At 72.0% G+C, this 20,665-nt stretch carries 20 protein-coding genes and 2 pseudogenes; 10 read left to right on the forward strand and 12 right to left on the reverse strand.

The features are described 5' to 3' along the window. Positions 1-81: 81 nt before the first annotated feature. On the forward strand, positions 82-927 hold the full coding sequence (locus ACIQGV_RS05310; protein WP_402490714.1) for a helix-turn-helix domain-containing protein: 846 nt from the start codon (positions 82-84) through the stop codon (positions 925-927). Beyond that, a complete protein-coding gene (locus tag ACIQGV_RS05315) occupies positions 927-1,166 on the forward strand; it encodes a DUF397 domain-containing protein (protein ID WP_402490717.1) in 240 nt (79 codons plus the stop codon). Before ACIQGV_RS05310 ends, ACIQGV_RS05315 begins: the two co-directional genes overlap by 1 nt. Before the next feature lie 16 nt (positions 1,167-1,182). On the opposite strand, the gene ACIQGV_RS05320 is transcribed toward ACIQGV_RS05315, so the two are convergent. Further along, positions 1,183-1,485: a hypothetical protein gene (locus ACIQGV_RS05320; protein ID WP_402490719.1), complete on the reverse strand. Its 303-nt coding sequence runs from the start codon at positions 1,483-1,485 to the stop codon at positions 1,183-1,185. Between the two features lie 307 nt (positions 1,486-1,792). Here ACIQGV_RS05320 and ACIQGV_RS05325 point away from each other — a divergent pair. Beyond that, positions 1,793-2,242, forward strand: a pseudogene (locus ACIQGV_RS05325) (DUF2267 domain-containing protein); the annotation flags it as partial. Between the two features lie 215 nt (positions 2,243-2,457). Beyond that, positions 2,458-4,125: a glycosyltransferase gene (locus tag ACIQGV_RS05330; RefSeq protein ID WP_402490721.1), complete on the forward strand. Its 1,668-nt coding sequence runs from the start codon at positions 2,458-2,460 to the stop codon at positions 4,123-4,125. A 15-nt stretch (positions 4,126-4,140) separates the two neighbouring features. Here the strand turns inward: ACIQGV_RS05330 and ACIQGV_RS05335 are convergent, their stop codons facing one another. Beyond that, complete coding sequence (locus ACIQGV_RS05335) at positions 4,141-4,662, reverse strand: hypothetical protein (RefSeq protein WP_402490723.1); 522 nt, start codon at positions 4,660-4,662, stop codon at positions 4,141-4,143. 10 nt (positions 4,663-4,672) lie between these two features. Then, on the reverse strand, positions 4,673-5,638 hold the full coding sequence (locus tag ACIQGV_RS05340) for a GlxA family transcriptional regulator (RefSeq protein WP_402490726.1): 966 nt from the start codon (positions 5,636-5,638) through the stop codon (positions 4,673-4,675). A gap of 187 nt (positions 5,639-5,825) precedes the next feature. Here ACIQGV_RS05340 and ACIQGV_RS05345 point away from each other — a divergent pair, with 187 nt between their 5' ends. Beyond that, a complete protein-coding gene (locus ACIQGV_RS05345) occupies positions 5,826-6,275 on the forward strand; it encodes a hypothetical protein (RefSeq protein WP_402490729.1) in 450 nt (149 codons plus the stop codon). Between the two features lie 376 nt (positions 6,276-6,651). Here the strand turns inward: ACIQGV_RS05345 and ACIQGV_RS05350 are convergent, their stop codons facing one another. Together ACIQGV_RS05350 and ACIQGV_RS05355 are read right to left on the reverse strand one after the other, a co-directional pair. Further along, entirely contained in the window at positions 6,652-8,190 is a 1,539-nt protein-coding gene (locus tag ACIQGV_RS05350) for an MFS transporter (protein WP_402490731.1), read from the reverse strand. 54 nt (positions 8,191-8,244) lie between these two features. Then, on the reverse strand, positions 8,245-9,588 hold the full coding sequence (locus ACIQGV_RS05355; protein WP_402490734.1) for a DUF445 domain-containing protein: 1,344 nt from the start codon (positions 9,586-9,588) through the stop codon (positions 8,245-8,247). 178 nt (positions 9,589-9,766) lie between these two features. Here ACIQGV_RS05355 and ACIQGV_RS05360 point away from each other — a divergent pair, with 178 nt between their 5' ends. Further along, the gene (locus tag ACIQGV_RS05360; protein ID WP_402490736.1) at positions 9,767-11,143 is read left to right on the forward strand and encodes an SGNH/GDSL hydrolase family protein; all 1,377 of its coding nucleotides are present in this window, start codon (positions 9,767-9,769) and stop codon (positions 11,141-11,143) included. A gap of 30 nt (positions 11,144-11,173) precedes the next feature. Here the strand turns inward: ACIQGV_RS05360 and ACIQGV_RS05365 are convergent, their stop codons facing one another. The 4 genes from ACIQGV_RS05365 to ACIQGV_RS05380 all read right to left on the reverse strand — a co-directional run bounded on the left by ACIQGV_RS05365 (position 11,174) and on the right by ACIQGV_RS05380 (position 15,047). After that, positions 11,174-11,953 carry a DUF1707 domain-containing protein gene (locus ACIQGV_RS05365; RefSeq protein WP_402490739.1) on the reverse strand — a complete coding sequence of 260 codons (780 nt, stop codon included), beginning with the start codon at positions 11,951-11,953 and terminating at the stop codon, positions 11,174-11,176. A gap of 387 nt (positions 11,954-12,340) precedes the next feature. After that, positions 12,341-13,369, reverse strand: a complete 1,029-nt coding sequence (locus ACIQGV_RS05370; RefSeq protein WP_402490741.1) for an ATP-binding cassette domain-containing protein — start codon at positions 13,367-13,369, stop codon at positions 12,341-12,343. A 6-nt stretch (positions 13,370-13,375) separates the two neighbouring features. Next, on the reverse strand, positions 13,376-14,140 hold the full coding sequence (locus tag ACIQGV_RS05375; RefSeq protein ID WP_402491058.1) for an ABC transporter permease: 765 nt from the start codon (positions 14,138-14,140) through the stop codon (positions 13,376-13,378). Positions 14,141-14,246: 106 nt separating this feature from the next. Beyond that, the gene (locus ACIQGV_RS05380; protein ID WP_402490744.1) at positions 14,247-15,047 is read right to left on the reverse strand and encodes an ABC transporter permease; all 801 of its coding nucleotides are present in this window, start codon (positions 15,045-15,047) and stop codon (positions 14,247-14,249) included. 204 nt (positions 15,048-15,251) lie between these two features. Here ACIQGV_RS05380 and ACIQGV_RS05385 point away from each other — a divergent pair, with 204 nt between their 5' ends. Beyond that, positions 15,252-17,627, forward strand: a complete 2,376-nt coding sequence (locus tag ACIQGV_RS05385) for a transglycosylase domain-containing protein (protein ID WP_402490746.1) — start codon at positions 15,252-15,254, stop codon at positions 17,625-17,627. A gap of 4 nt (positions 17,628-17,631) precedes the next feature. On the opposite strand, the gene ACIQGV_RS05390 is transcribed toward ACIQGV_RS05385, so the two are convergent. The 3 genes from ACIQGV_RS05390 to ACIQGV_RS05400 form a co-directional block, all read right to left on the reverse strand. Next, on the reverse strand, positions 17,632-17,952 hold the full coding sequence (locus tag ACIQGV_RS05390) for a DMT family transporter (protein ID WP_402490749.1): 321 nt from the start codon (positions 17,950-17,952) through the stop codon (positions 17,632-17,634). Between the two features lie 172 nt (positions 17,953-18,124). Continuing rightward, the gene (locus tag ACIQGV_RS05395) at positions 18,125-18,427 is read right to left on the reverse strand and encodes a co-chaperone GroES (protein ID WP_247615119.1); all 303 of its coding nucleotides are present in this window, start codon (positions 18,425-18,427) and stop codon (positions 18,125-18,127) included. Between the two features lie 93 nt (positions 18,428-18,520). Continuing rightward, the gene (locus ACIQGV_RS05400; protein WP_402490751.1) at positions 18,521-18,850 is read right to left on the reverse strand and encodes a DUF3618 domain-containing protein; all 330 of its coding nucleotides are present in this window, start codon (positions 18,848-18,850) and stop codon (positions 18,521-18,523) included. Positions 18,851-18,956: 106 nt separating this feature from the next. Here ACIQGV_RS05400 and bcp point away from each other — a divergent pair, with 106 nt between their 5' ends. From bcp to ACIQGV_RS05415, 3 genes and pseudogenes are all read left to right on the forward strand, one after another. Further along, entirely contained in the window at positions 18,957-19,424 is a 468-nt protein-coding gene (bcp, locus tag ACIQGV_RS05405) for a thioredoxin-dependent thiol peroxidase (RefSeq protein ID WP_402490754.1), read from the forward strand. A 94-nt stretch (positions 19,425-19,518) separates the two neighbouring features. Beyond that, a pseudogene (locus tag ACIQGV_RS05410) lies at positions 19,519-20,166 on the forward strand (HNH endonuclease signature motif containing protein); the annotation flags it as partial. Positions 20,167-20,211: 45 nt separating this feature from the next. Continuing rightward, positions 20,212-20,664: an HNH endonuclease gene (locus ACIQGV_RS05415; RefSeq protein ID WP_402491060.1), complete on the forward strand. Its 453-nt coding sequence runs from the start codon at positions 20,212-20,214 to the stop codon at positions 20,662-20,664. Position 20,665 lies beyond the last annotated feature (1 nt).

The raw sequence follows: 20,665 nt of genomic DNA on the forward strand, positions 1-20,665 counted from the left end.
GCCCCCGGCGCACCCCGCGCGGCTTGCCGACGCGCTGACGCAACCGCCACGATCGGACTGATCGACCGAAGGGCTGAGGCCATGCCAGTTGGACCCACCACACGCAGGCGCCAACTGGGTGCCGATCTCCGTAGACTTCGCGAAGCCAAGGGCCTGACCCTTGAGGAGGCGGGTGGCCGTGTAGGCATCTCCAAAGCCACACTCAGCCGGTACGAGACCAAGGAAGGCACGGTCAAGTGGCCTGCCGTGGACGCCCTGTGTCGTGAATACGGCGCGTCCGACGAGGAGCGTCTCGCTCTGGTGGAGCTTGCCAAAGGAGCCAAGATTCAAGGGTGGTGGCGCTCGCTCGCCGATCCCATTCCGGACTCCATGAATCTGATGCTGACGCTCGAAGACGAGGTCGTTCGCGAGGATCACTACGCATGCATGTACATCCCGGGGCTCCTCCAGACGCGGGCGTACGCTGAGGCTGTCCATCGCGCTTCCGAGGCTCAGTGCCCGGAACGCGAAGTGCAGCACATGGTCGACATCCGCATGAAGCGTCAAGAGTTGCTGGAGCGAGCTGATCCGCCCCACCTGTGGTGCGTGATCGATGAGGCAGCGCTACGACGACGCGTGGGCGGCCGACAGGTCATGCGAGATCAGCTGAGCCACCTCCTCACCATGGCCCGACGCCCGCACATCACCGTGCAAGTACTGCCTTTCTCAACAGGTGCGCACGCAGCGGCCGTCGGTAGCTTCGCCATGCTCCGCGGTCCCGCGAGGGAACTGGACGTGGTCTATGTGGACCTGCTCGGCGGAGGTCTGTTCATGGAGAAGACCCAAGAACTGGAGCGCTATAGGTTGGCGTTCGAGTACCTCAGCGCGCAGGCACTCGACCTGGAGACCTCGGCCGAAACGGTCGACCGCATAAGCAAGGAGCTGTGATGACGGCGTCCTCGACGCACCAGTGGTTCAAGTCCTCCTACAGCGGTGGCAGTGGAACCGAGTGCGTGGAGGCCGCCCTCACCCCCACAACGGTGCTTGTCCGCGATTCCAAGCGTACTGGTGGCCCCCTTCTGTCGGTGGGGTCACTGGCCTGGTCGCAGTTCGTCGCATGGGGAGGGACCCAGCCCGCGGGGGCGGCACCTCGGGGTGCCTTCCCCCGGGCGAGGTCGGCTGGGTAGGAGGGCGGCGCGCGGCTCAGCCCCGGCGGTCCGCCACCGCCCAGGACGCCAGTGCCATCGCCCCGGCCACGCCGAACACCGCCGGCCACGCGCCCACCTTCTTCGCCAGCGGATGCGACCCCGCGAAGGCGGCGACGTACGCGGCGCCCAGTGCGCCCGCGGCCGGGCCGCCCGCGCTTCGGTGCCACTGCCGGGCCGCGGTGGCTCCCGCGGCGGCGAGGACCACGCCGCCGAGCGGCCGCTGTCTGGTCCAGCGGGCCACGGCGTACCCGCCGACGAGTCCGCTCGCGGCGACGACCGCGCTGGGGATCCGGTCCATGACTGCCTCCGTGCCGAAGTCGGGAAAGCCGAGAAAGGGGGCCGCCGCACCGGCGGACGCACCCGCGCCCAACCTACGCCCGGGCGGTGTCCCGCCCTCGGCCCGGGTCCGGCCCGGGTCCGGCCCGGGTCCGCCCCCGAAGAAACCGGCTCGTCCGCCCCACGGGACACATCGTCCACAGAACGAGCCGTTCCACGGCCGAACGTCCGATTGTCGGCCGCTCGTCGGCGCTCGTGTGTTTGGCGGCCGATCATCTGGTGACTGAACCGCTTGGCGAACGAGCGCCGGGCGAGGAGGAATCCCCACCATGACCACCACGACACCGGAGCGGCACACCGGGACGGACGGCCCGCGGTCCGCGAAGGCCGATCACGACGGCTGGGACAGATTCGTCGAGTCCGTCCGGGAGGCCGGCCGGTACCCGACCGGCGCCGAGGCGGACCGGGTCACCCGGATCGTCCTGTCCGCGTTCGGCGGACAGGTGACCGGCGACGAGCGTGTCGCCCTGGCCGGGGCGCTGCCCGAGCGGGCCGCCCGGCTGGTGGCGGGGCAGATCCCGGCCGCCCGCCCCCTCCCCGCCCCCGACTTCGTCGAATCGGTCGCGGCCCGTGTCGAGGGCGCGACCTCCGCCACCGCCCGCTGGGACGTCAGCTCCGTGCTGGGGGCGCTGCCGCCCCTGGTCGGCGACGACCTGACCGACCGCCTCCTGGCGGCGCTCCCGCCCGGCTACGCCCTGCTGTTCGGCCGCGCCGACCTGATCGGCCGTACCGACTCGACCGGCCGTACGGACCTGAGCGGTCGTGCGGACCTCAGCGGTCGCGCCGGTCTGAGCGGTCGTACGCGCATCGGCCGAACGGTCTGATCATCACACTCGCACGCACTCCCGGTGACCGCTCGATCTGCGGGCGGTCACCGGCCGTCCTAGGCTGAACGGCGTCACGGACCACCCCCGATCCGCTCCCTGGGGGCAGGATGATCAAGGTCAGCGTCGTCGTGCCGGTCTACAACGCCGGTGCCTACGTCGAGAGCTGCGCGCCCTCGCTGGTGGGCCAGTCGCTCGGTCCGCAGTCGTACGAGGTCGTCTACGTCGACGACGGCTCGACGGACGACTCGCTGCGGCGCCTGGAGCGTCTCGCGGCCCGCCACCCGCACGTACGGGTCCTCACCCAGGAGAACTCCGGCTGGCCCGGACGGCCCCGCAACGTCGGGGTCCGTGCCGCCCGCGGCGAGTACGTGCAGTTCGTCGACCAGGACGACGAACTCACCCCCCAGGCCCTGGAGAGCCTCTACCGTCTCGCCTCCCGCAACGGCTCCGACATCGTGCTGGGCAAGGTGACCGGCACCATGCAGGGCCCGAGCCGGGTCTTCAAGCGGACGCGCGAACGGTGCACGGCCTCCGACGCCCCGCTGTTCGACAGCCTCACCCCGCACAAGATGTTCCGCCGCCGCTTCCTGCTGGACCACGGCATCGAGTTCCCCGAGGGGCGGGTCCGGCTGGAGGACCAGATCTTCATGGCGCGGGCCTACGTACGCGCCAGAACCGTGTCGATCTTCGCCGACCATCCCTGCTACATCTGGAACCGCAGGGCGGACGGCGGCAACACCAGCTCCCGCGGGTCGACGCCCGAGACGTACTACGGCCATCTGCGGTCGGTCGTGGACGCCGTCAAGGGGGCCACCCGTCCCGGCGCCCACCAGGACCACCTCCTGCGCCGCTCCTACCGCGTCGAGCTGCTGCGCCCGGTCATCGAACCCCGGGTGCTCCAGCGCAAGGGCGAGGACCTGGACCGCTACTTCCGGGTGGTCCGCCGGATGGCCGAGGAGTGCTTCCCGCCGGGCGTCCCCGAGGGGCTGCCCGCGATCACGGCGCTGAGGGCGCGGCTGCTCGCGGACGGCCGCCTGGACTCCCTGATCGAACTGGCCCGCCGGGTCCAGCGCATCCGGCCCCGGGTCACCGTCTCCGACGTCCGCTGGGAGGACGGTCGGCTGTCCGTGACCACGACCCTGCGCATGGTCCACTCCGGCGGCCGGCCCCTGGTCCTGCGCGAGCGGCGGGGCCGGCTGCTGCTGGACCCCGACCTGGTGTCCGGCATCGAGGGGGCCGAGGACTGGGAGGTGCCGGACCCCTTCACCTCCGCGTTCGGCGACCTGCTCGTGCACGACACGGCCCGTGACCTGTGGTGGTTCGACCACACGGACCTCACTCCGGCCCTGGAGAGCGTGCCGGGCGCCGGCCATGCGGTGGCGCTCTCCGCCACCGTCGCCCTGGACCCCCTCACCCTGGCCGGAGGCCGTCCGCTGCCTCCCGGCACCCACCATGTCTGGGTCAGCGGCCAGCTCCTCGGCGTGGGCCGCAGGTCCCGCCTGGCCGTGCCCGGACTGCGTCCCAGCGCACGGGCGCTGGGAACCCCGCCGCGCCTGGTCGTCCCCACCCGGACGCTCGACGACTCCCAGCTCTTCCTGGCCGTGGGCCCGACGGGCCGTACGGCGCTCCCGTCCCGCCTCCTGCTGCGGGCCACGACCGAACCCGTCGTCCGCCGCACGGCCCGTGACCTGGTCCGGCGTACGCCCGAAGGGCTGCGGCCGCTGGTCCGCGGGGCGGACCCCTGGACCCGGCGGCGCGCCACGCGGAGCGGCTGACGGGCCCGGCCGGGTTCACAGCACCGCGCGCAGATCCACCAGAGCCCGGTCCTCCCCGGCGTCCCGCACGAGGTGGGCGCGGGCGCGGCCCTCGGCGAACAGGTCGCGCAGGAACATGCCCGGATGGTCGAGGAGTTCCTCGCGTCCGGCCAGGGCGATGCGGACCCGGTAGCGGGTGTCGCCGTCCAGGAGGAGGAGGTCGCACCGGTCGGGATGCGGCGCGTCGAGGCCCTGCACGACGACGCGGTCCTCGGCCATCTGCCCGGCCCAGGCCGCGAGATCGTCGAGGAGCCAGGCCAGGTTCATCCATGCCGGGGCGTCGGCGGCGGGCTGCCAGTCGTGGGTGCGGCGGCCCTCCCGGCCGGTGTCCGGAGGCTCGCCGTGCTCGTACGCGGGCGGCGGCAGGGGCTGCGCGGTCTCGGCGAACTCGATGCGCCGGGAAGGGATGTCGAGCGCGCGCAGGCGTAACCGGTCACGGCCGAGGTCGAAGGCCACCTCCGAGGCGTGGCTGAGGAACTCACTGTCGCCGGCGGTCATGGGGCTCCGTTCATGCGGTGGCCCCCGCGCCTGTCCGGAACGCCCTCCGGTAGGCCAGGGGACTCGTCCCCGCCACCCTGCGGAAGCGTTCGCGGAAGGCGGTCGGGGAGCCGAAGCCGGACTGGAGGGCGATGCGTTCCACCGGATAGGACGTCGTCTCCAGGAGGTGCTGGGCGCGGCGGATCCTGGCCCGGTGGAGCCACTGGAGCGGTGTCGTGCCGGTCTGGTCGCGGAAGCGGCGGTTGAGGGTGCGGGTGCTCATGCCGGCCCGGGAGGCGATGTCGTCCAGGGTGAGGTCGCGGTCGCAGTGGGCCTCCAGCCAGTGCAGGAGGGGTTCCAGGGTCGCGCCCGACGGCGCCGGGGGCAGGTCGTGGGCGATGAACTGGGCCTGGCCGCCCTCCCGTTCGAGGGGCATCACGGACAGCCGGGCGGTGTGGGCGGCCACGGCCGAGCCGTAGTCCTTGCGGACCATGTGCAGACACATGTCGAGGGCCGCGGCGGCGCCCGCCGAGGTGAGGAACTGCCCGTTGTCGACGTAGAGCACGTTCGGGTCGACCGTCACCTCCGGGTGGCGTGCCGCGAGGTCCGGCGCCGCCAGCCAGTGGGTCGTGGCGCGCAGCCCGTCCAGCAGGCCCGTCGCCGCGAACAGGAACGCGCCCACGCACACCGACGCGATGCGCGTGCCGTTCGCCGCCGCCGCGCGCAGGGCCTCCGCAACGCCCGGGGGCAGCACCTCGGGCGGGTCCTGCACACCGGGCAGCACGATCGTGTCGGCCTCCGCCAGCAGGTCCAGGCCGTACGGCGCCCGGAGCGTGAACGCGCCCGCGCGCACCTCCTCGCCCTCCCGCACCGAGCAGACCCGGACGTCGTACGGCGCCCGGCCGTCCGGCAGCCGCGCCCAGCCGAACGCGTCGATCGGGGCGGAGAGGTCGAAGGGGATGACGCCGTCCAGCGCCAGTACGGCCACGATGTGCATGGCATCAATCTAGGCGCTCACCCGGTTCTCGCCAATCGGCCGCCGGGCTCCTGCGTACCTGTTCAAGGGGAGTGTCCTCGCCGGACGGCGCCATGAGCTCCTTCCTCTCCGTCCTGGCGAGAATCCGTCGGACCCTGGCACTCGTGCCGCTTCTCCACGGTCCGCGCGGGGCCTAGCGTCCTGCCTCGTGACCAAGTTCCTGCTCGCCGTCCATGTCCTGGCCGCCATCGTCGCGATCGGCCCCGTCACCGTCGCCGCCAGCATGTTCCCGCCCGCCGCGCGCAGGGCGCTGGCCGCGCCCGAGGACACACGGGCCGCGGAGACCGTGGGGCTGCTGCACCGCATCTGCCGGGTGTACGCCGTCGTCGGCGTCGTCGTGCCCGTCTTCGGGTTCGCCACGGGGAGCGCGATGGGCGTGCTCGGCGACACCTGGCTGATCGTGTCCATCGTGCTGACCGTCCTGGCCGCGCTGGTCCTCGGCGGCCTCGTGCTGCCCCGTCAGGAGGCGCTCGCCGAGGGCGGGGGCACGCGGGAGACGACCGTACGGCTCGCCATGCTGACGGGGGTGTTCAACCTGCTGTGGGCGACGGTGACGGTGCTGATGATCGTGCGGCCGGGATCCACCACCGGGGCCTGAGCACCGCCCCGGACCCGAGCACCACCGAGGAGACTGAGCACCACCCCTGGCCCGGGCACCACCGAGGGCTGAGCGCCATCGAAGGCCGAGGGCCACCGGGGCCCGAGCATCTCCCGGCCCGAGCACCGCCCCGGGCCCGAGCACCACCGAGGGCTGAGGGCCACCGGACCCGGGCACCACCGAGGGCTGAGGGCCACCGGGCCCGAGCACCACCGAGGGCTGAGGGCCACCGGACCCGGGCACCACCGAGGGCCGAGGGCCACCGGACCCGGGCACCTCCGAGGGCTCTCGTCCCCGAAGGCTCCCCGTCTCCGGCGGTGGCTCCCTGGCTCCGGCAACCCCCGGGCCCCGGCGGCTCGGCTGCGTGTCCGCGCCCCTACGCGTTCGCCGTGCCCGGTCCCGCCGGTCCCGTGGGTCCGGCCGGACCCCTGGCCCCGGCGGTCTCCTTCACCTTCGCCGCCGCCGCGCTGAGCGGCCGGGCGATGTCCTCCAGCGAGCGGCGTTCCGCCTTGACCGCGAGGAAGGCCGCGACCAGGCCCGCCGCGCACATCAGGCCCGCGCCGATCTGGAAGGCGAGGACCGTGTCGGCGACCTTGCCGGTCTCGGTGAGCTTGGCGAACAGCAGCGGCCCGCTGATGCCGCCGGCGGCGGTGCCGAGGGCGTAGAAGAAGGCGATCGACATCGCGCGGGTCTCCATCGGGAAGATCTCGGAGACCGTCAGATAGGCGCTGGAGGCGCCGGCGGAGGCGAAGAACAGCACCACGCACCAGCAGGCGGTCATCGTCCCGGCGGTGAGGGAGCCGCGGTCGAAGAGCCAGGCCGTGCCGAAGAGGAGGATGCCGGAGAGCAGATACGTGGAGGAGATCATCACCCGGCGGCCGACGGTGTCGAAGAGCTTGCCGAGCAGCAGCGGCCCGCAGAAGTTGCCGACCGCGATGACGGCGAAGTAGTAGCCGGTGTTCCCGGACGGCACGTCGAAGAACTGGGTGAGGATCGCGCCGAAGCCGAAGGTGATCGCGTTGTAGAGGAACGCCTGGCCGATGAAGAGGGAGAAGCCGAGGGTCGCGCGGCGGCGGTACCTGGCGAACACGGTCCTGGCGATCTCCACGAAGGTCACGCTCTTGCGCTGGTGGATCGTGAGCTCGCCCTCGGGGCGCGGCAGCGGTTCGCCTTTCTCCTCCTGCACCTGCCGTTCGACGGCCGTCACGATCTCCTCGGCCTCGCGGTCCCTGCCGTGGATCAGCAGCCAGCGCGGGCTCTCCGGGACATGGCGCCGTACGAGGAGGATGACCAGGGCGAGGACCGCGCCGAGGGCGAAGGTCAGCCGCCAGCCGAGGTTCGCGGGGAAGATGTCCGTGTCCAGGGCGACGATCGACAGCAGCGAGCCGCCGACCGCGCCGAGCCAGAAGCTGCCGTTGATGATCAGGTCGACCCGGCCGCGGTAGTCCTTCGGGATCAGCTCGTCGATCGCGGAGTTGATCGCCGCGTACTCGCCGCCGATGCCGAAGCCGGTCAGGAAGCGGAAGAGGAAGAACCACCAGGCGTCGAAGGAGAGCGACGTCAGCGCGGTCGCCGCGAGATACACCGCCAGGGTGATCATGAACAGCTTCTTGCGGCCGAAGACGTCGGTCAGACGGCCCCAGAACAGGGCGCCCAGGCAGGCGCCGGCCACATAGAGGGCCGCCGCGGTGCCGGTGATCTGGGCCGAGGTGATCGACAGTCCACTGCCGGACTCGGAGAGCCGGCTCGCGATGTTGCCGACGACCGTGACCTCCAGGCCGTCCAAGATCCATACGGTGCCGAGGCCGATGACGATCGTCCAGTGCCAGCGGGACCACGGAAGGCGGTCGAGCCGGGCGGGGATGTCCGTGGTGATGGTACGACCGGGCGCGGCCGCTGCTGCCGGACTGGGCATGGGCTCCCTCCTCGTCGGGCGGAACGCCCCGTCGAGTGCCCCCGACCGGCCCTTCTACGCGCCCAGCGCCTGCGACAGCGTGTAGATCAGCAGGCCGGCGAGCGAGCCGACCACCGTGCCGTTGATCCGGATGAACTGGAGGTCGCGGCCGATGTTCGCCTCGATCTTGCGGGTGGTGTGCTCGGCGTCCCAGCCCGCCACGGTGTCGGTGATCAGGGAGGTGATCTCCCCCCGGTACGTCGTCACCACATGCACCGCCGCGCCCTCGACCCAGCTGTCGACCTTGTCCTGGAGGCGCGGCTCGGTCGCCATCCGGGCGCCCAGGGAGAGCAGCGAGGCACGGACCCGCAGCCGCAGCTCGCTGCGCTCGTCCTCCGCCGCCGAGACGATCATGGACCGTACGGCCGTCCAGGCGGACCTGATCAGGTCCTGCACCTCGCCGCGGCCGAGCACCTCGCCCTTGAGCCGCTCGACCCGCGCGCGGGTGTCGGTGTCGGACTGGAGGTCGGAGGCGAAGTCGGACAGGAAACGGTCGAGGGCGCCGCGCGCGGGGTGGGACGGCATGTCGCGCATCTCCGCGCAGAACCGCAGCAGTTCCTTGTAGACCCGCTCGCCCACCTTCTTGTCGACGAACCGCGGGGTCCAGCCGGGCGCGCCGCCCTGCACGGCGTCCATCACGGAGTCCGCGTGCAGCACCAGCCAGTCGTGGGCGCGGGTCGTCACCAGGTCGACGGCCCTGTGGTGGCCGCCGTCGGCGACGATCTTCTCCAGCATCTTGCCCATGCCGGGCGCGACCTCCTGGGCGTCGGCCCGCCGGGTGATCGCCTCGGCGACGACGGCCTGGACGTCGGAGTCGCGCATCACGGTCAGCGCGCCCCGCAGGGCCGTCGCCAGTTCGGCGGTCACCCGGTCGGCGTGCTCCGGCTCGGCGAGCCAGGCGCCCAGACGGCTGCTGATGCCGACGGCCCGCAGCCGCTGCCGTACGACGGCCTCGGACAGGAAGTTCTCGCCGACGAACTCCCCCAGCGAGACCCCGAGCTGGTCCTTCTTGGTGGGGATGATCGCGGTGTGCGGGATGGGCAGGCCGAGCGGGTGCCGGAACAGCGCGGTCACCGCGAACCAGTCGGCGAGCGCGCCCACCATGCCGGCCTCGGCGGCCGCGGCGACGTAGTCCGCCCAGGGGCCCGCGCCCCGGTGGGAGGCCCAGGTGGCGAGGACGTAGACCAGCGCGACGAACAGCAGCAGTCCCGTCGCGGTGAGCTTCATCCGGCGTACGCCGCGCTGTTTCTCCTCGTCGGCGGCGCTGAAGACGCTCATCGTCCGCGCGGCCGGGGCGCCGGCGCTCCCCCGCGGGGCCGTCCCCGCTGCCCCGGTCGCTTCCGCTTCCGTACGGTCCATGCACTCCACCCGTTCATGAGCCCCGACTGCACCATTGTCCCTTCCTGACCGACTCCTGGAACGGAACGGAAGTTCCCGGCGTCTGTCAGATGCACCCCATGACGCATCATGTGGTGATCGCACCGGAACCCGACGGGGGTTCCGGCTGTCCGAGGAGATCCGAGGAGAGACACGCCGCATGGCCAGGCGTCATCAGGGTTGTGCACTGCTCGCCGGCGTCACCGCCCTGATCGTGGCCCTGTCGGCCGCCCTCTACGTCACGGTCGCCTCCGGCGACGGCACCGCCCGGACCACGTCCGCCGCCGGACGGCCCCACGGCTCCGCCGCTCCCGCCTCCTCCGGGACGTGGGTCGGCACCTGGTCGGCCTCCCCGGTGGCCGCCGAGCCCGGCACCGGCGTGACGGGGCTCGCCGGACGCTCGGTGCGCAATGTCGTGCACACCAGCGTCGGAGGGACGAGTGCCCGTGTCACGCTGTCCAATCTCTTCGGCCGGCGGCCCCTCACCCTCACCCATGTCTCCCTCGCGCTCGCCGCGGACGAGGACGGCCCGGCCGCCGCGGCCGGGACGATGCGCCGGCTGGCCTTCGGCGGCCGCACCACCGTCGTCGTGCCGGCCGGGCGGCAGGTCGTCAGCGACCCGGTCGCGCTGCACGTCCCGGCCGACGCGGACGTCCTGGTCACCACCTATTCGCCCACCCCGTCCGGGCCCGTCACCTCGCACCCGCGCGCCCGGCAGATCAGCTACGCCGCCGTCGGCGAGCGCACCCGGGACCTCGGCGGAGCCGCCTACACCGAGCAGACAGAGACCTGGCGCTACGTGACCGCGCTGGACGTGCTCGGCGACGAGGCCGACGGCACGGTCGTCGCCTTCGGGGACTCCCTCACCGAGGGCGCCGACTCCGGCGTGGGCGAGAACCGCCGCTGGCCCGACGTGTTCGCCCGGCTGCTGCGGGAGGCGGCCGAGGAGGGCCGGGACGTGCCGCGCCTCGGCGTGGTCAACCAGGGCATCAGCGGCAACCGGGTCCTCGCCGACGGCTTCACGGGCGGCCTCACGGGCCACGGGCTCGCGGGCGGCGGGCCCCGGGCGGGCGTCCCCGACAACCCCAGCGGCCTGCGCCGGTTCTCCCGGGACGCGCTGGACCGCCCCGGGGTGAGGACCGTCGTCGTGGACCTCGGGGTCAACGACATCCTGCGCCACCCGGACGTCGCCGACCCGGACCGGATCCTCGACGGGCTGCGCACCCTCGTGCGCCGGGCCCACGCCCGGGGCGTCAAGGTCGTCGGCGCCACCCTGATGCCGTTCAAGGGGCACCCCCGCTGGAGCGGCGACCGCGAGGAGGTGCGGCAGCGGATCAACGCCGAGATCCGCGCCGGCCGGGTCTTCGACGCCGTCGCCGACTTCGACCGGGCCGTACGCGACCCGTACGACCCGCGCCGGCTGCGCTCCGACTACGACTGCGGCGACCACCTGCACCTCAGCGACCGCGGCTACGCCCGTATGGCGCAGGCCCTGGACCCGGACGACCTGGAGGGCGGCCCGCCGGTACGGCGGTGAGGCCCTCGCGGCGCCCTGCCGCGGGAGGAGCTAGTCGTCGTCCCGGCGGCGGTCCCGCAGGAGGTCGCGGTGGCCGTCCAGCATGCGGCGGTGGGCGTCCTGGACGTCCTCGCGGAAGTTCTCGTGCAGCTCGCGCATCGCGGCCTTGCGGTCCCGCTTCTCCTGGCGCCGCTCCAGCCGGCGCCGCTCCCGCTCGGCACGGGTGAGCTTGCGCTCGACACCGACCCCGCCCCAGAAGGCGAACCCGGTGATGACCACGCGCGGGGCGCCCGGCTCGCCCGGCACGCCCTCCTCCCGGTGGTCGAAACCGCCCATGACACCGATGCCGCGCACGACGACCTCGACCCCGGGCGGCACCGTCACCTGCATGCCGCCCATGATCGCCACGCACCGGATCTCGACCTCGCCGCCGGCGAAGTTCGCCTCGCGCAGGTCGAGTTCGCCGCCGCCCCAGAAGGTGAAGGCGGTGAACCTCCGCGGCACGGTCCAGCTGCCCTTGCGCTGGAACCCGCCCATGACCGCGAAGGCGCCCGTGGACGAGCCCTCGCCGCCGACGATCCGCGCGGCCCAACTGCCGGGCTCCGCAGGCGGCTTGGACATGTTCACCACGGCAGGCGGGCCGCCCGGCACCGGGAGGTCACGCGTGATCGGCGCCAACTCGCCGTAGGTGCGGGCCTGGTAGGTGGCCTCCAGCCGTTCCTCGAACTCCGCCATGTCGAGCCGGCCCTCCGCGAGGGCGTCCCGCAGGACCTCGGCGACTTGCTCACGATCGGCATCGGAGGCCCGCAGGTCCGGGGCATCGTCGGTCATGACAGCAGCCTACGAGGTCCGCGCGCCGGACACTATGCCGCTCACCTGATCATGAGCATGAGAAAAACACCCCGGCACCACCGCCCGGCCCGGCCACGGCGTCGGCCGCCGCGCCACCTCGTCGGTGCAGCGGCCACCGCGTCGGTGCCGGCCGCGTCGCCGCCGTCCGGCCCGGCCGTCGCACCGGCCGCCGCACCCTCGTCCGCCCGGTCACCGGATCGGCCACTGCATCGCCGCCCGCCCGGCCGTCACACCGGCCGGCCCGGGCATCGCACCACCGCCCGCCCGGCCACCGGACCACCGTCCGGACAGCCACCGGACCAGCATCCGGCCCGGCCACCGCATCGTCGTCCGCGCCGCCACCCGGCCCGGCCACCTCATCGGCCGCTACACCGCCGTCCGCCCCGCGTACATCTTCGCGATCACCGCCTCGATGTCCGGCTCCCGCACCGACAGGTCCACCAGCGGATAGCGCGCCGCGATCGCGGCCACCAGCGGCGCGGCCGACTGCGACGCCGGGAAGGCCAGCCACTGCCGCGGCCCCTCCACCCGCACCACCCGGGCCGGGGCCGCCTCGATCGGCGGCAGCTCCCGCTCCAGGTCGACCACCAGCGTCCGCTCGCTCTCCCCCGCCTCGTGCAGCCCGCCCAGCGGACCGTCGTACATCAGACGGCCGTGGTCGATGACCATCACCCGGGAGCACAACTGCTCGATGTCCTGGAGGTCGTGCGTGGTCAGCAGCACCGTCGTGCCGCGCTCGGTGTTCAGCTCCCGCAGGAACTCGCGCACCCGGGCCTTGGAGATCACGTCCAGGCCGATCGTCGGCTCGTCCAGGTACAGCACCTCCGGATCGTGCAGCAGGGCCGCCGCGATGTCGCCCCGCATCCGCTGGCCGAGCGAGAGCTGACGCACCGGGACCTCCAGCAGCTCCGCCAGGTCCAGCAGTTCCACCAGCCGGTCGAGATCGGCCCGGTACCGGGCGTCCGGGATGCGGTACATACGGTGCATCAGCCGGTAGGAGTCGATCAGCGGCAGGTCCCACCACAGGGTCGTGCGCTGCCCGAACACCACCCCGATGCGGTGCGCCAGCCGGACCCGGTCACGGGCGGGCTCGATCCCCGCCACCCGCAGCCGGCCCCCGCTGGGCGTGAGGATGCCGGTCAGCATCTTGATCGTGGTCGACTTCCCCGCGCCGTTCGGGCCGATGAAGCCGACCATCTCACCGCGCCCGACCGTGAAGGAGAGCCCGTCGACCGCCCGCACCTGCGTCCGCTCACGCCGGAGGAACCCGGTCCTGCGGTGTACGTCGAAGACCTTCTCGACGCCCTCGGCCTCGATGAAGCCCCCGCCGCCGGAAAGCTCGCCGCCCGCCCCGGCCGGACCCTCGCCGCCCGCCCCGATGAATCCCTCGGTCATACGCCCTCAGCTCCCCGTGCTCCGATACGCCCTCAGCCCCGCCCGCCACGCCAGCCCGGACAGCGCGCAGAATCCCAGCGCCACCAGCGGCGGCAGGAACGCCGCCCACTGCGGCAGGTCCACCGGGTAGGGCCGCTCCAGCACATAGGCGGCGGGCACCCAGTTGACGAAGGCCAGCGGCAGCACGAACGTCACCCCGCGCACCAGTTCCTTGCCGAACACGCTCGGCGGATACTGCAGCAGCGTGGTGCCGCCGTAGGTGAACGCGTTCTGCACCTCGGCCGCGTCCTGCGCCAGGAACTGGAACGCCGCGCCCGCCACGAACACCGCCCCGAAGATCACCGCGCCGCTCACCAGCATCACCGGCACCAGCAGCGCCTTCGGCACGGTCCAGTCGATGTCCGCCGCGAACAGCCCGTAGCCCAGCACCAGCGCGCCCTGGGTGATCCGGCCCAGCCGGCGCAGCGCGAAATGGTCCGCGCCGACCTGCGCGAGCACCGGCACCGGCCGCACCAGCAGCGTGTCGAAGGAGCCGTCGCGGATCCGGCCGCCCAGCGCGTCCATCGAACCCAGCGTCAGATCGGCCACGCCGAACGCGGTCGCCGACAGCCCGTAGAGAAAGGCGACCTCGGGCAGGCTCCAGCCGCCGAGCGAGTCGACCTGCGAGAACATCAGCAGGATCCCGACGAAGTCCAGCCCGGTCAGCAGCAGGTTGCCGACCACCGTCAGCACGAACGACGTGCGGTAGGCCACGGTGGAGCGGATCCACATCCCGGCGATCAGCCCGTACGCCCGCACCCCCTCCCTGAACCGGAACACGGCCTCCCGTACGGCGCTCCCGCGCACGCCGGCCTCCCGCCTCTCCCGTACGGCGGTCTCAGCCACCCTGCACCACCACCCGCCGCGTCGCCGCCCGCTGCAGCGCCCGCCCGGCCGCCAGCAGCGCCACCGCCCACGCGAGCTGGAAGGCGTACGCCGACAGGACCCCGGTCTCCCCCATCAGCACGTCCGCCGGCATCTGGAGCTGCGCCGCCCACGGCAGCGCCCGCACGACCTCGCCGAAGCCGCCCGGGAACGCGTTCAGCGGCAGCAGCATCCCCGAGAAGAACACGCCCGTGACCATGACGGCCTGGGACACGCCCCGGTCGTCCATCAGCCAGAACACGCACAGCGCGGCCAGGTAGCGGATGCCGAAGCTGACCAGCATCGCCAGCAGCAGCGACACCAGGAAGGCCGCCCAGACGGTGAGGTCGGCCGGCAGCGCCATGTCGAAGACCAGCGCGCCGAACACGAACGGGATCACCCCGCGCCCCAGTATCTGGAACAGCGATCGCCCCAAGTCGCTCGCCAGCCACCACAGTTGGAGATCGGCCGGCCGGTACAGATCGATCGCGATCTCGCCCGTGCGGATCCGGGCCATCAGGTCCTTCTCCGCGCCGCCGCCCTGGATCGCCAGGGTCGAGTACAGCGCCTGCCCCAGCCACGCGTAGGTGACGGCCTGTGTCTGGTCGTACCCGCCGAGGTGAGGTTTCTCATCCCACAGCGCCAGGTACGTGGAGACGATGATCACGCCGAACACGGTGTTGGTGAACACCCCGGCGGCCGTCGCCGCCCGATAAGTGGCGTAACGTCTGAATCCTCCCGCCACAACGGCCGCGTACAACCGTGCCGCGCCCACACCGCACCGCCCTCCAGGATCCGTCCGCACACCGAAGCGCAGGAGCCTAGCCGGGCCGCAGTGGCGGCCGCCACACGGTTTTCCGGCGAAAGCGTGCCGCTCACCGGGAACGGAACGCAGGGTGCGAGAGTCTTCATCCGGGGGCGCACAAGGCGTACGAGGCGTACCGGAACGTACGACGCGAAACAGGAGTCCGTGCACGAGATGAGCGACGAGCCGCAGCCGCAGAGACCCGCCGAGCCGCAGGGGCCGGGGGCGCCGGGGGGAGAGGTGTCCGGCGACAGCCGGCCGAAGCGGCCCGGGCGCACCGGCTGGCGCCGGCTGGTGCCGACCTGGCGGATGGTGCTGGGCACCTTCGTCCTCGGCATCGCCCTGGTGGCCGGCCTGTTCTTCCTCGGCTACTCCGTCGTCAAGATCCCGCCCGCGAACGCGCTCGCGACCAAGCAGAGCAACGTCTACCTCTACGCCGACGGCAGCCAGCTGGCCCGCGACGGCGAGATCAACCGGGAGAACGTCAGCCTCGCCCAGGTCGCCGTGGAGGCCCAGCACGCCGTCCTGGCCGCCGAGGACCGCGACTTCTACTCCGAGTCCGCCGTCGACCCCAAGGCGATGGTCCGCGCGGCCTGGAACACCGCCACCGGCAAGGGCAAGCAGTCCGGCTCGACGATCACCCAGCAGTACGTGAAGAACTACTACCTCGCCCAGGAACAGACTGTCACCCGCAAGGCGAAGGAGTTCTTCATCGCGATCAAGCTGGACCGCGAGGTGACCAAGGACGAGATCCTCCAGGGCTACCTGAACACCAGTTACTTCGGCCGCAACGCCTACGGCATCCAGGCCGCCGCCCAGGCGTACTACGGCATCGACGCCACCGAGCTCGACGCCGCCAAGGGCGCCTACCTCGCGGCGCTGCTCAACGCCCCGAGCGAGTACGACGTGGTCGCCCACCCGGAGAACCGGCGTGCCGCCGAGGCCCGCTGGGACTACGTCCTCGACGGCATGGTCAAGGAGGGCTGGCTGGACGCCGCGAAGCGCCAGGGGCTGAAGTTCCCCACGCCCAAGGAGGCCACCGTCTCCATCGGCCTGTCCGGGCAGCGCGGCTACGTCGTCGACGCGATCAAGCAGTACCTGACCGAGCACGACGTCCTCACCGCCGAGGAACTGGAGCGCGGCGGCTACCGCATCACCACCACGCTCCAGCGCGGCAAGCAGAACGCCTTCGTGAAGGCCGTGAACGACCAGCTGATGTCCAAGCTGGACAAGAAGAACCGCAAGGTCGACACCTACGTCCGCGCGGGCGGCGCCGCCGTCGAGCCGAAGACCGGCAAGGTCGTCGCGATGTACGGCGGCATCGACTACGTCAAGCAGTACACCAACGGCGCCACCCGCCGGGACTTCCAGGTCGGCTCCACCTTCAAGCCGTTCGTGTTCACCGCGGCCGCGCAGCACGGCGCCGCCACCCAGGACGGCCGCCAGATCACACCCAACACGGTCTACGACGGCACCAGCTCGCGCCCCGTGGAGGGCTGGGACGGCCACTACGCGCCCGAGAACGAGGACCACGCCGACTACGGCGACATCTCCGTGCGCGAGGCCACCGACAAGTCCGTGAACTCGGTGTACGCGCAGATGGCCGTGGACGTCGGCCCGCAGCAGGTGAAGAAGACCGCGATCGCGCTCGGCCTGCCCGCGAAGACCCCGGGCCTCCAGGAAGCCGGTCCCTCCGTCGCGCTCGGTGTCGCACAGGCCAGCGTGCTGGACATGGCGGAGGCGTACGCGACGCTCGCCAACCACGGCGAGCACGGCACGTACACCCTGATCGAGAAGATCACCAAGGACGGCAGCGAGGAGATCCGGCTGCCCGCCCGCCGGACCCGGCAGGTCATCAGCCGGGAGGCCGCCGACACCACCACGTCGATCCTGCAGAGCGTGGTCGACAACGGCACCGCGTTCGCCGCCCAGGAGGCCGGCCGCCCGGCCGCCGGAAAGACCGGTACGGCCGAGGAGGACAAGGCCGCCTGGTTCGCGGGCTACACCCCCGACCTGGCCACCGTCGTCGCGGTGATGGGCCAGAACCCCGAGACGGCCGCGCAGGAACCGCTGTACGACGCGCTGGGCCTGCCCCGCATCAACGGCGGCGGGCCGCCGGCGGAGATCTGGGCCCAGTTCACCCGGGACGCCCTGGAGGGCACCGAGGCCACCGACTTCGACCTGTGGGTGCAGGAGGAGGAAGGCACCTGGGACCTGCCCACCGCCGACCCCACCGAGGAGGAGCCCACGGAGGAGCCGGCCGAGGAGACCCCGAGCGCGAAGCCGACGGACCGCGGCGAGGAGACGCCCGCCCCGCCGAGCATCCGGCCGACCGACGGCTCCGCGTCCACCGGCGGCGACACCACGGGCGGCACCACCACCGAGGGCGGGACCACCACCGGCGGCGACACCACGGGCGGCGGGACGACCGGGGACGGGAGCAGCACCGGCGACACCGGCACCACCGGGGAGACGACCGAGGGCACCACCACCGGCGACGTCGGCGACACGGGCCTGATCACCGGCGGCGGGGACGGGCGCCGCGGGTGACGGGTCAGTGACCGGAGGTCGCCTTCAGCCCGACGACGGCGACCAGCAGCAGACAGACGAAGAAGATCCGGGCGGCGGTGGCCGGCTCACCCAGCACCACCATGCCGAGCACCGCCGCACCGGCCGCGCCGATGCCGACCCACACCCCGTAGGCGGTGCCGATGGGCAGCGTGCGGGTGGCCCAGGACAGCAGGACCATGCTGGCGACGATGCCGGCGCCGGTGAACAGGCTGGGGACCGGACGGGTGAAGCCGTCGGTGTACTTCATCCCGACCGACCAGCCGACCTCCAGCAGACCGGCGACGACGAGCAGAACCCAGGCCATGACGAGCACCTCCGGGAGACGGGCGTTTCCAAGGGGGCGTCGTCTTTGCGCGTCCACCGCTGAGCGGGTGGTCCCGGTACGGCGCGTCTCGTCGGGGTTGCCTTCGAATCTAGCAAAGAAACGAGAAAGGGGCCGGTGACACCGGTCACCGGCCCCTCGCCCGGACGCTGAATCAGAGGTAGAGCCCCGTGGAGTCCTCCGACCCCTCGAACCGGTCGGCGGCGACGGCGTGCAGGTCGCGCTCGCGCATCAGCACGTACGCGGTGCCCCGCACCTCCACCTCGGCCCGGTCCTCCGGGTCGTAGAGCACACGGTCGCCCGGCTCCACGGTCCGCACGTTCTGCCCCACCGCGACGACCTCCGCCCACGCCAGCCGCCGGCCGACGGCCGCCGTGGCGGGGATCAGGATGCCGCCGCCGGAACGCCGCTCGCCCTCACCGGTGTCCTGCCGCACGAGGACGCGGTCGTGCAGCATACGGATGGGCAGCTTGTCGTGTTCCGTACTGTCGTTTCTGTTGGCGCTCACGCCTCGAACCTACCTGTCTTCGGCGCATCCCACCCGGGAGGGTCAGCCCTTGCGTCGCCGGGTGCCCAGGGCGAGCAGCCCCACGACCCCGACGGCGAGGAGGGCGACGGGCACGACCCGCTCCAGGCGCGGCGCCCCCTCCTCGTCCACGAACTTCGCCCGGACGTCGGTCACGACCCGGTTGACCTGTACGTAGGCCCTTCCGAGGGTGTGGTCGACATTGGCCGCGAGCTTGGCCTTGGCGTCGCCGACGATGGTCTTCGGGTGCACCCGCACGCCGATCTCGTCGAGCGTCTCGGCCAGCACTTCACGGCGGCGCTTGATGTCCGCCTCGATCTGCGCCGGGGTTCTGGTGTCCGACGTCTCCGCCACCGTACGGCCTCCGTGTCTGCTGATGCTGTTCCGGACAGTCTGTCAGCTCTCCGCGCGGCCGCACCGTCAGGACCCCCGGTCGGGGACAGGCTCTAGGCTCGGAGCCATGAGCGAACGACTCCAGCCCGGGGACCCGGCCCCCTCCTTCACCCTGCCCGACGCGGACGGCAACGAGGTCTCGCTGGCCGACCACAAGGGCCGCAAGGTCATCGTCTACTTCTACCCGGCCGCCCTCACGCCCGGCTGCACCAAGCAGGCGTGCGACTTCACCGACAACCTCGACCTCCTGGCCGGCGCCGGCTACGACGTCATCGGCATCTCCCCCGACGCCCCGGAGAAGCTCGCGAAGTTCCGTGAGAAGGAGTCCCTCAGGGTCACGCTGCTGGCGGACCCCGAGAAGACGGTGACCGAGGCGTACGGGGCGTACGGCGAGAAGAAGAACTACGGCAAGACGTACATGGGCGTCATCCGCTCCACGATCGTCGTCGACGAGGAGGGCAAGGTCGAACGAGCCCTCTACAACGTCCGCGCCACCGGCCACGTCGCCAAGATCATCAAGGACCTGGGCGTCTGACCCACCCCCTCCGCCCCGGCCTGGCGTGACCCTCCACCCTTCGGATCGTTGATCCGTTCGAGCAGGGAACGTCCGGTCGGGTCGGAGGGGAGTCATGGGGGCCAGCGGTTACTCGAAGGAGTGTTTGACAGAGGCGGCACGGGGTGCTCGAACGCTTTCGGAGGCGTGCGAGCGGCTGGGGGTGGATCCGAAAAGCTGGAAGCGGCGATACATCCACGAGCGGATGAAGAAACTCGGCGTGGACGTGTCCCACTTCGAGCGCGAGGGAGTCAAGTGGACGAGGGAGATCCTTGAGCCGGTGGTCGCCGCGTCGACCAGCGTCAACGAGGTCCTGCGGCGGCTCGGACTCGACGTGGTCGGCGGACACCACACGAACATCTCGCGGCGCATCAAGACCTACGGCATCGACATCTCACACTTCACGCCGAGGCCCCGCACCGAGCGTCAGCGCAACAACCAGCGCCGGCGCACCCCCGAGGAGATCCTTACCGAGAACACAGCTGCAGATGGCATGCGAGTCCCGAGCAGCCGCCTCAAGCGTGCGTTGCGGGAGACGGGCATGCCGGAGCAATGCGCCCTGTGTGCCATGGACGGCAACTGGCTCGGACGGACGATCCCTCTGGAGGTCGACCATATCAACGGCAACTGGCGGGACAACCGCGTCGACAACCTGCGACTCCTCTGCCCCAACTGCCACTCCACAACGGACCGTTACCGAGGTCACGGCAAAGGCACGGCATCCGAGTACGGCCGCAGCGGACGGCCCGCGCCCGACCGCCTGCGCGCGCTGGTCGCGGAGTCGGCCTCCCTCGCGGAAGTGCTGCGTCGCCTGGGCCTCCCGGACAGCGAGCTTCATCGCAAGAGGCTGCGTCAGTGGTTCGACGACGACCATCTGACGGCGTCCCACTTCCGCGGGCACACGGAACAGCGGGGACGCCGCTCGCCCCACGCGAAGCGGCCCGAAGAGGTCCTGGTGCGGCGCGAGGAAGGCCGGCGGACGGCGACCAGGCGACTTCGCCGAGCCCTCCAGGAGATCGGCGTACCCGACGAGTGCGCCCAGTGCAGGGTCGTTCCCGCGTGGCGCGGTCGCCCCATGACACTGGAGATCGATCACATCAACGGCGACTGGCGAGACAACCGCCGGGAGAACCTGCGGCTGCTGTGCCCCAACTGCCATGCGGCCACAAACACCTGGTGCAGGGGAGGCAGGCGGCGGCAAGCCGCGGATGCCACCCAGTAGA

Source organism: Streptomyces sp. NPDC093094, from assembly GCF_044754345.1.
In the GTDB taxonomy this organism is placed as follows: domain Bacteria; phylum Actinomycetota; class Actinomycetes; order Streptomycetales; family Streptomycetaceae; genus Streptomyces.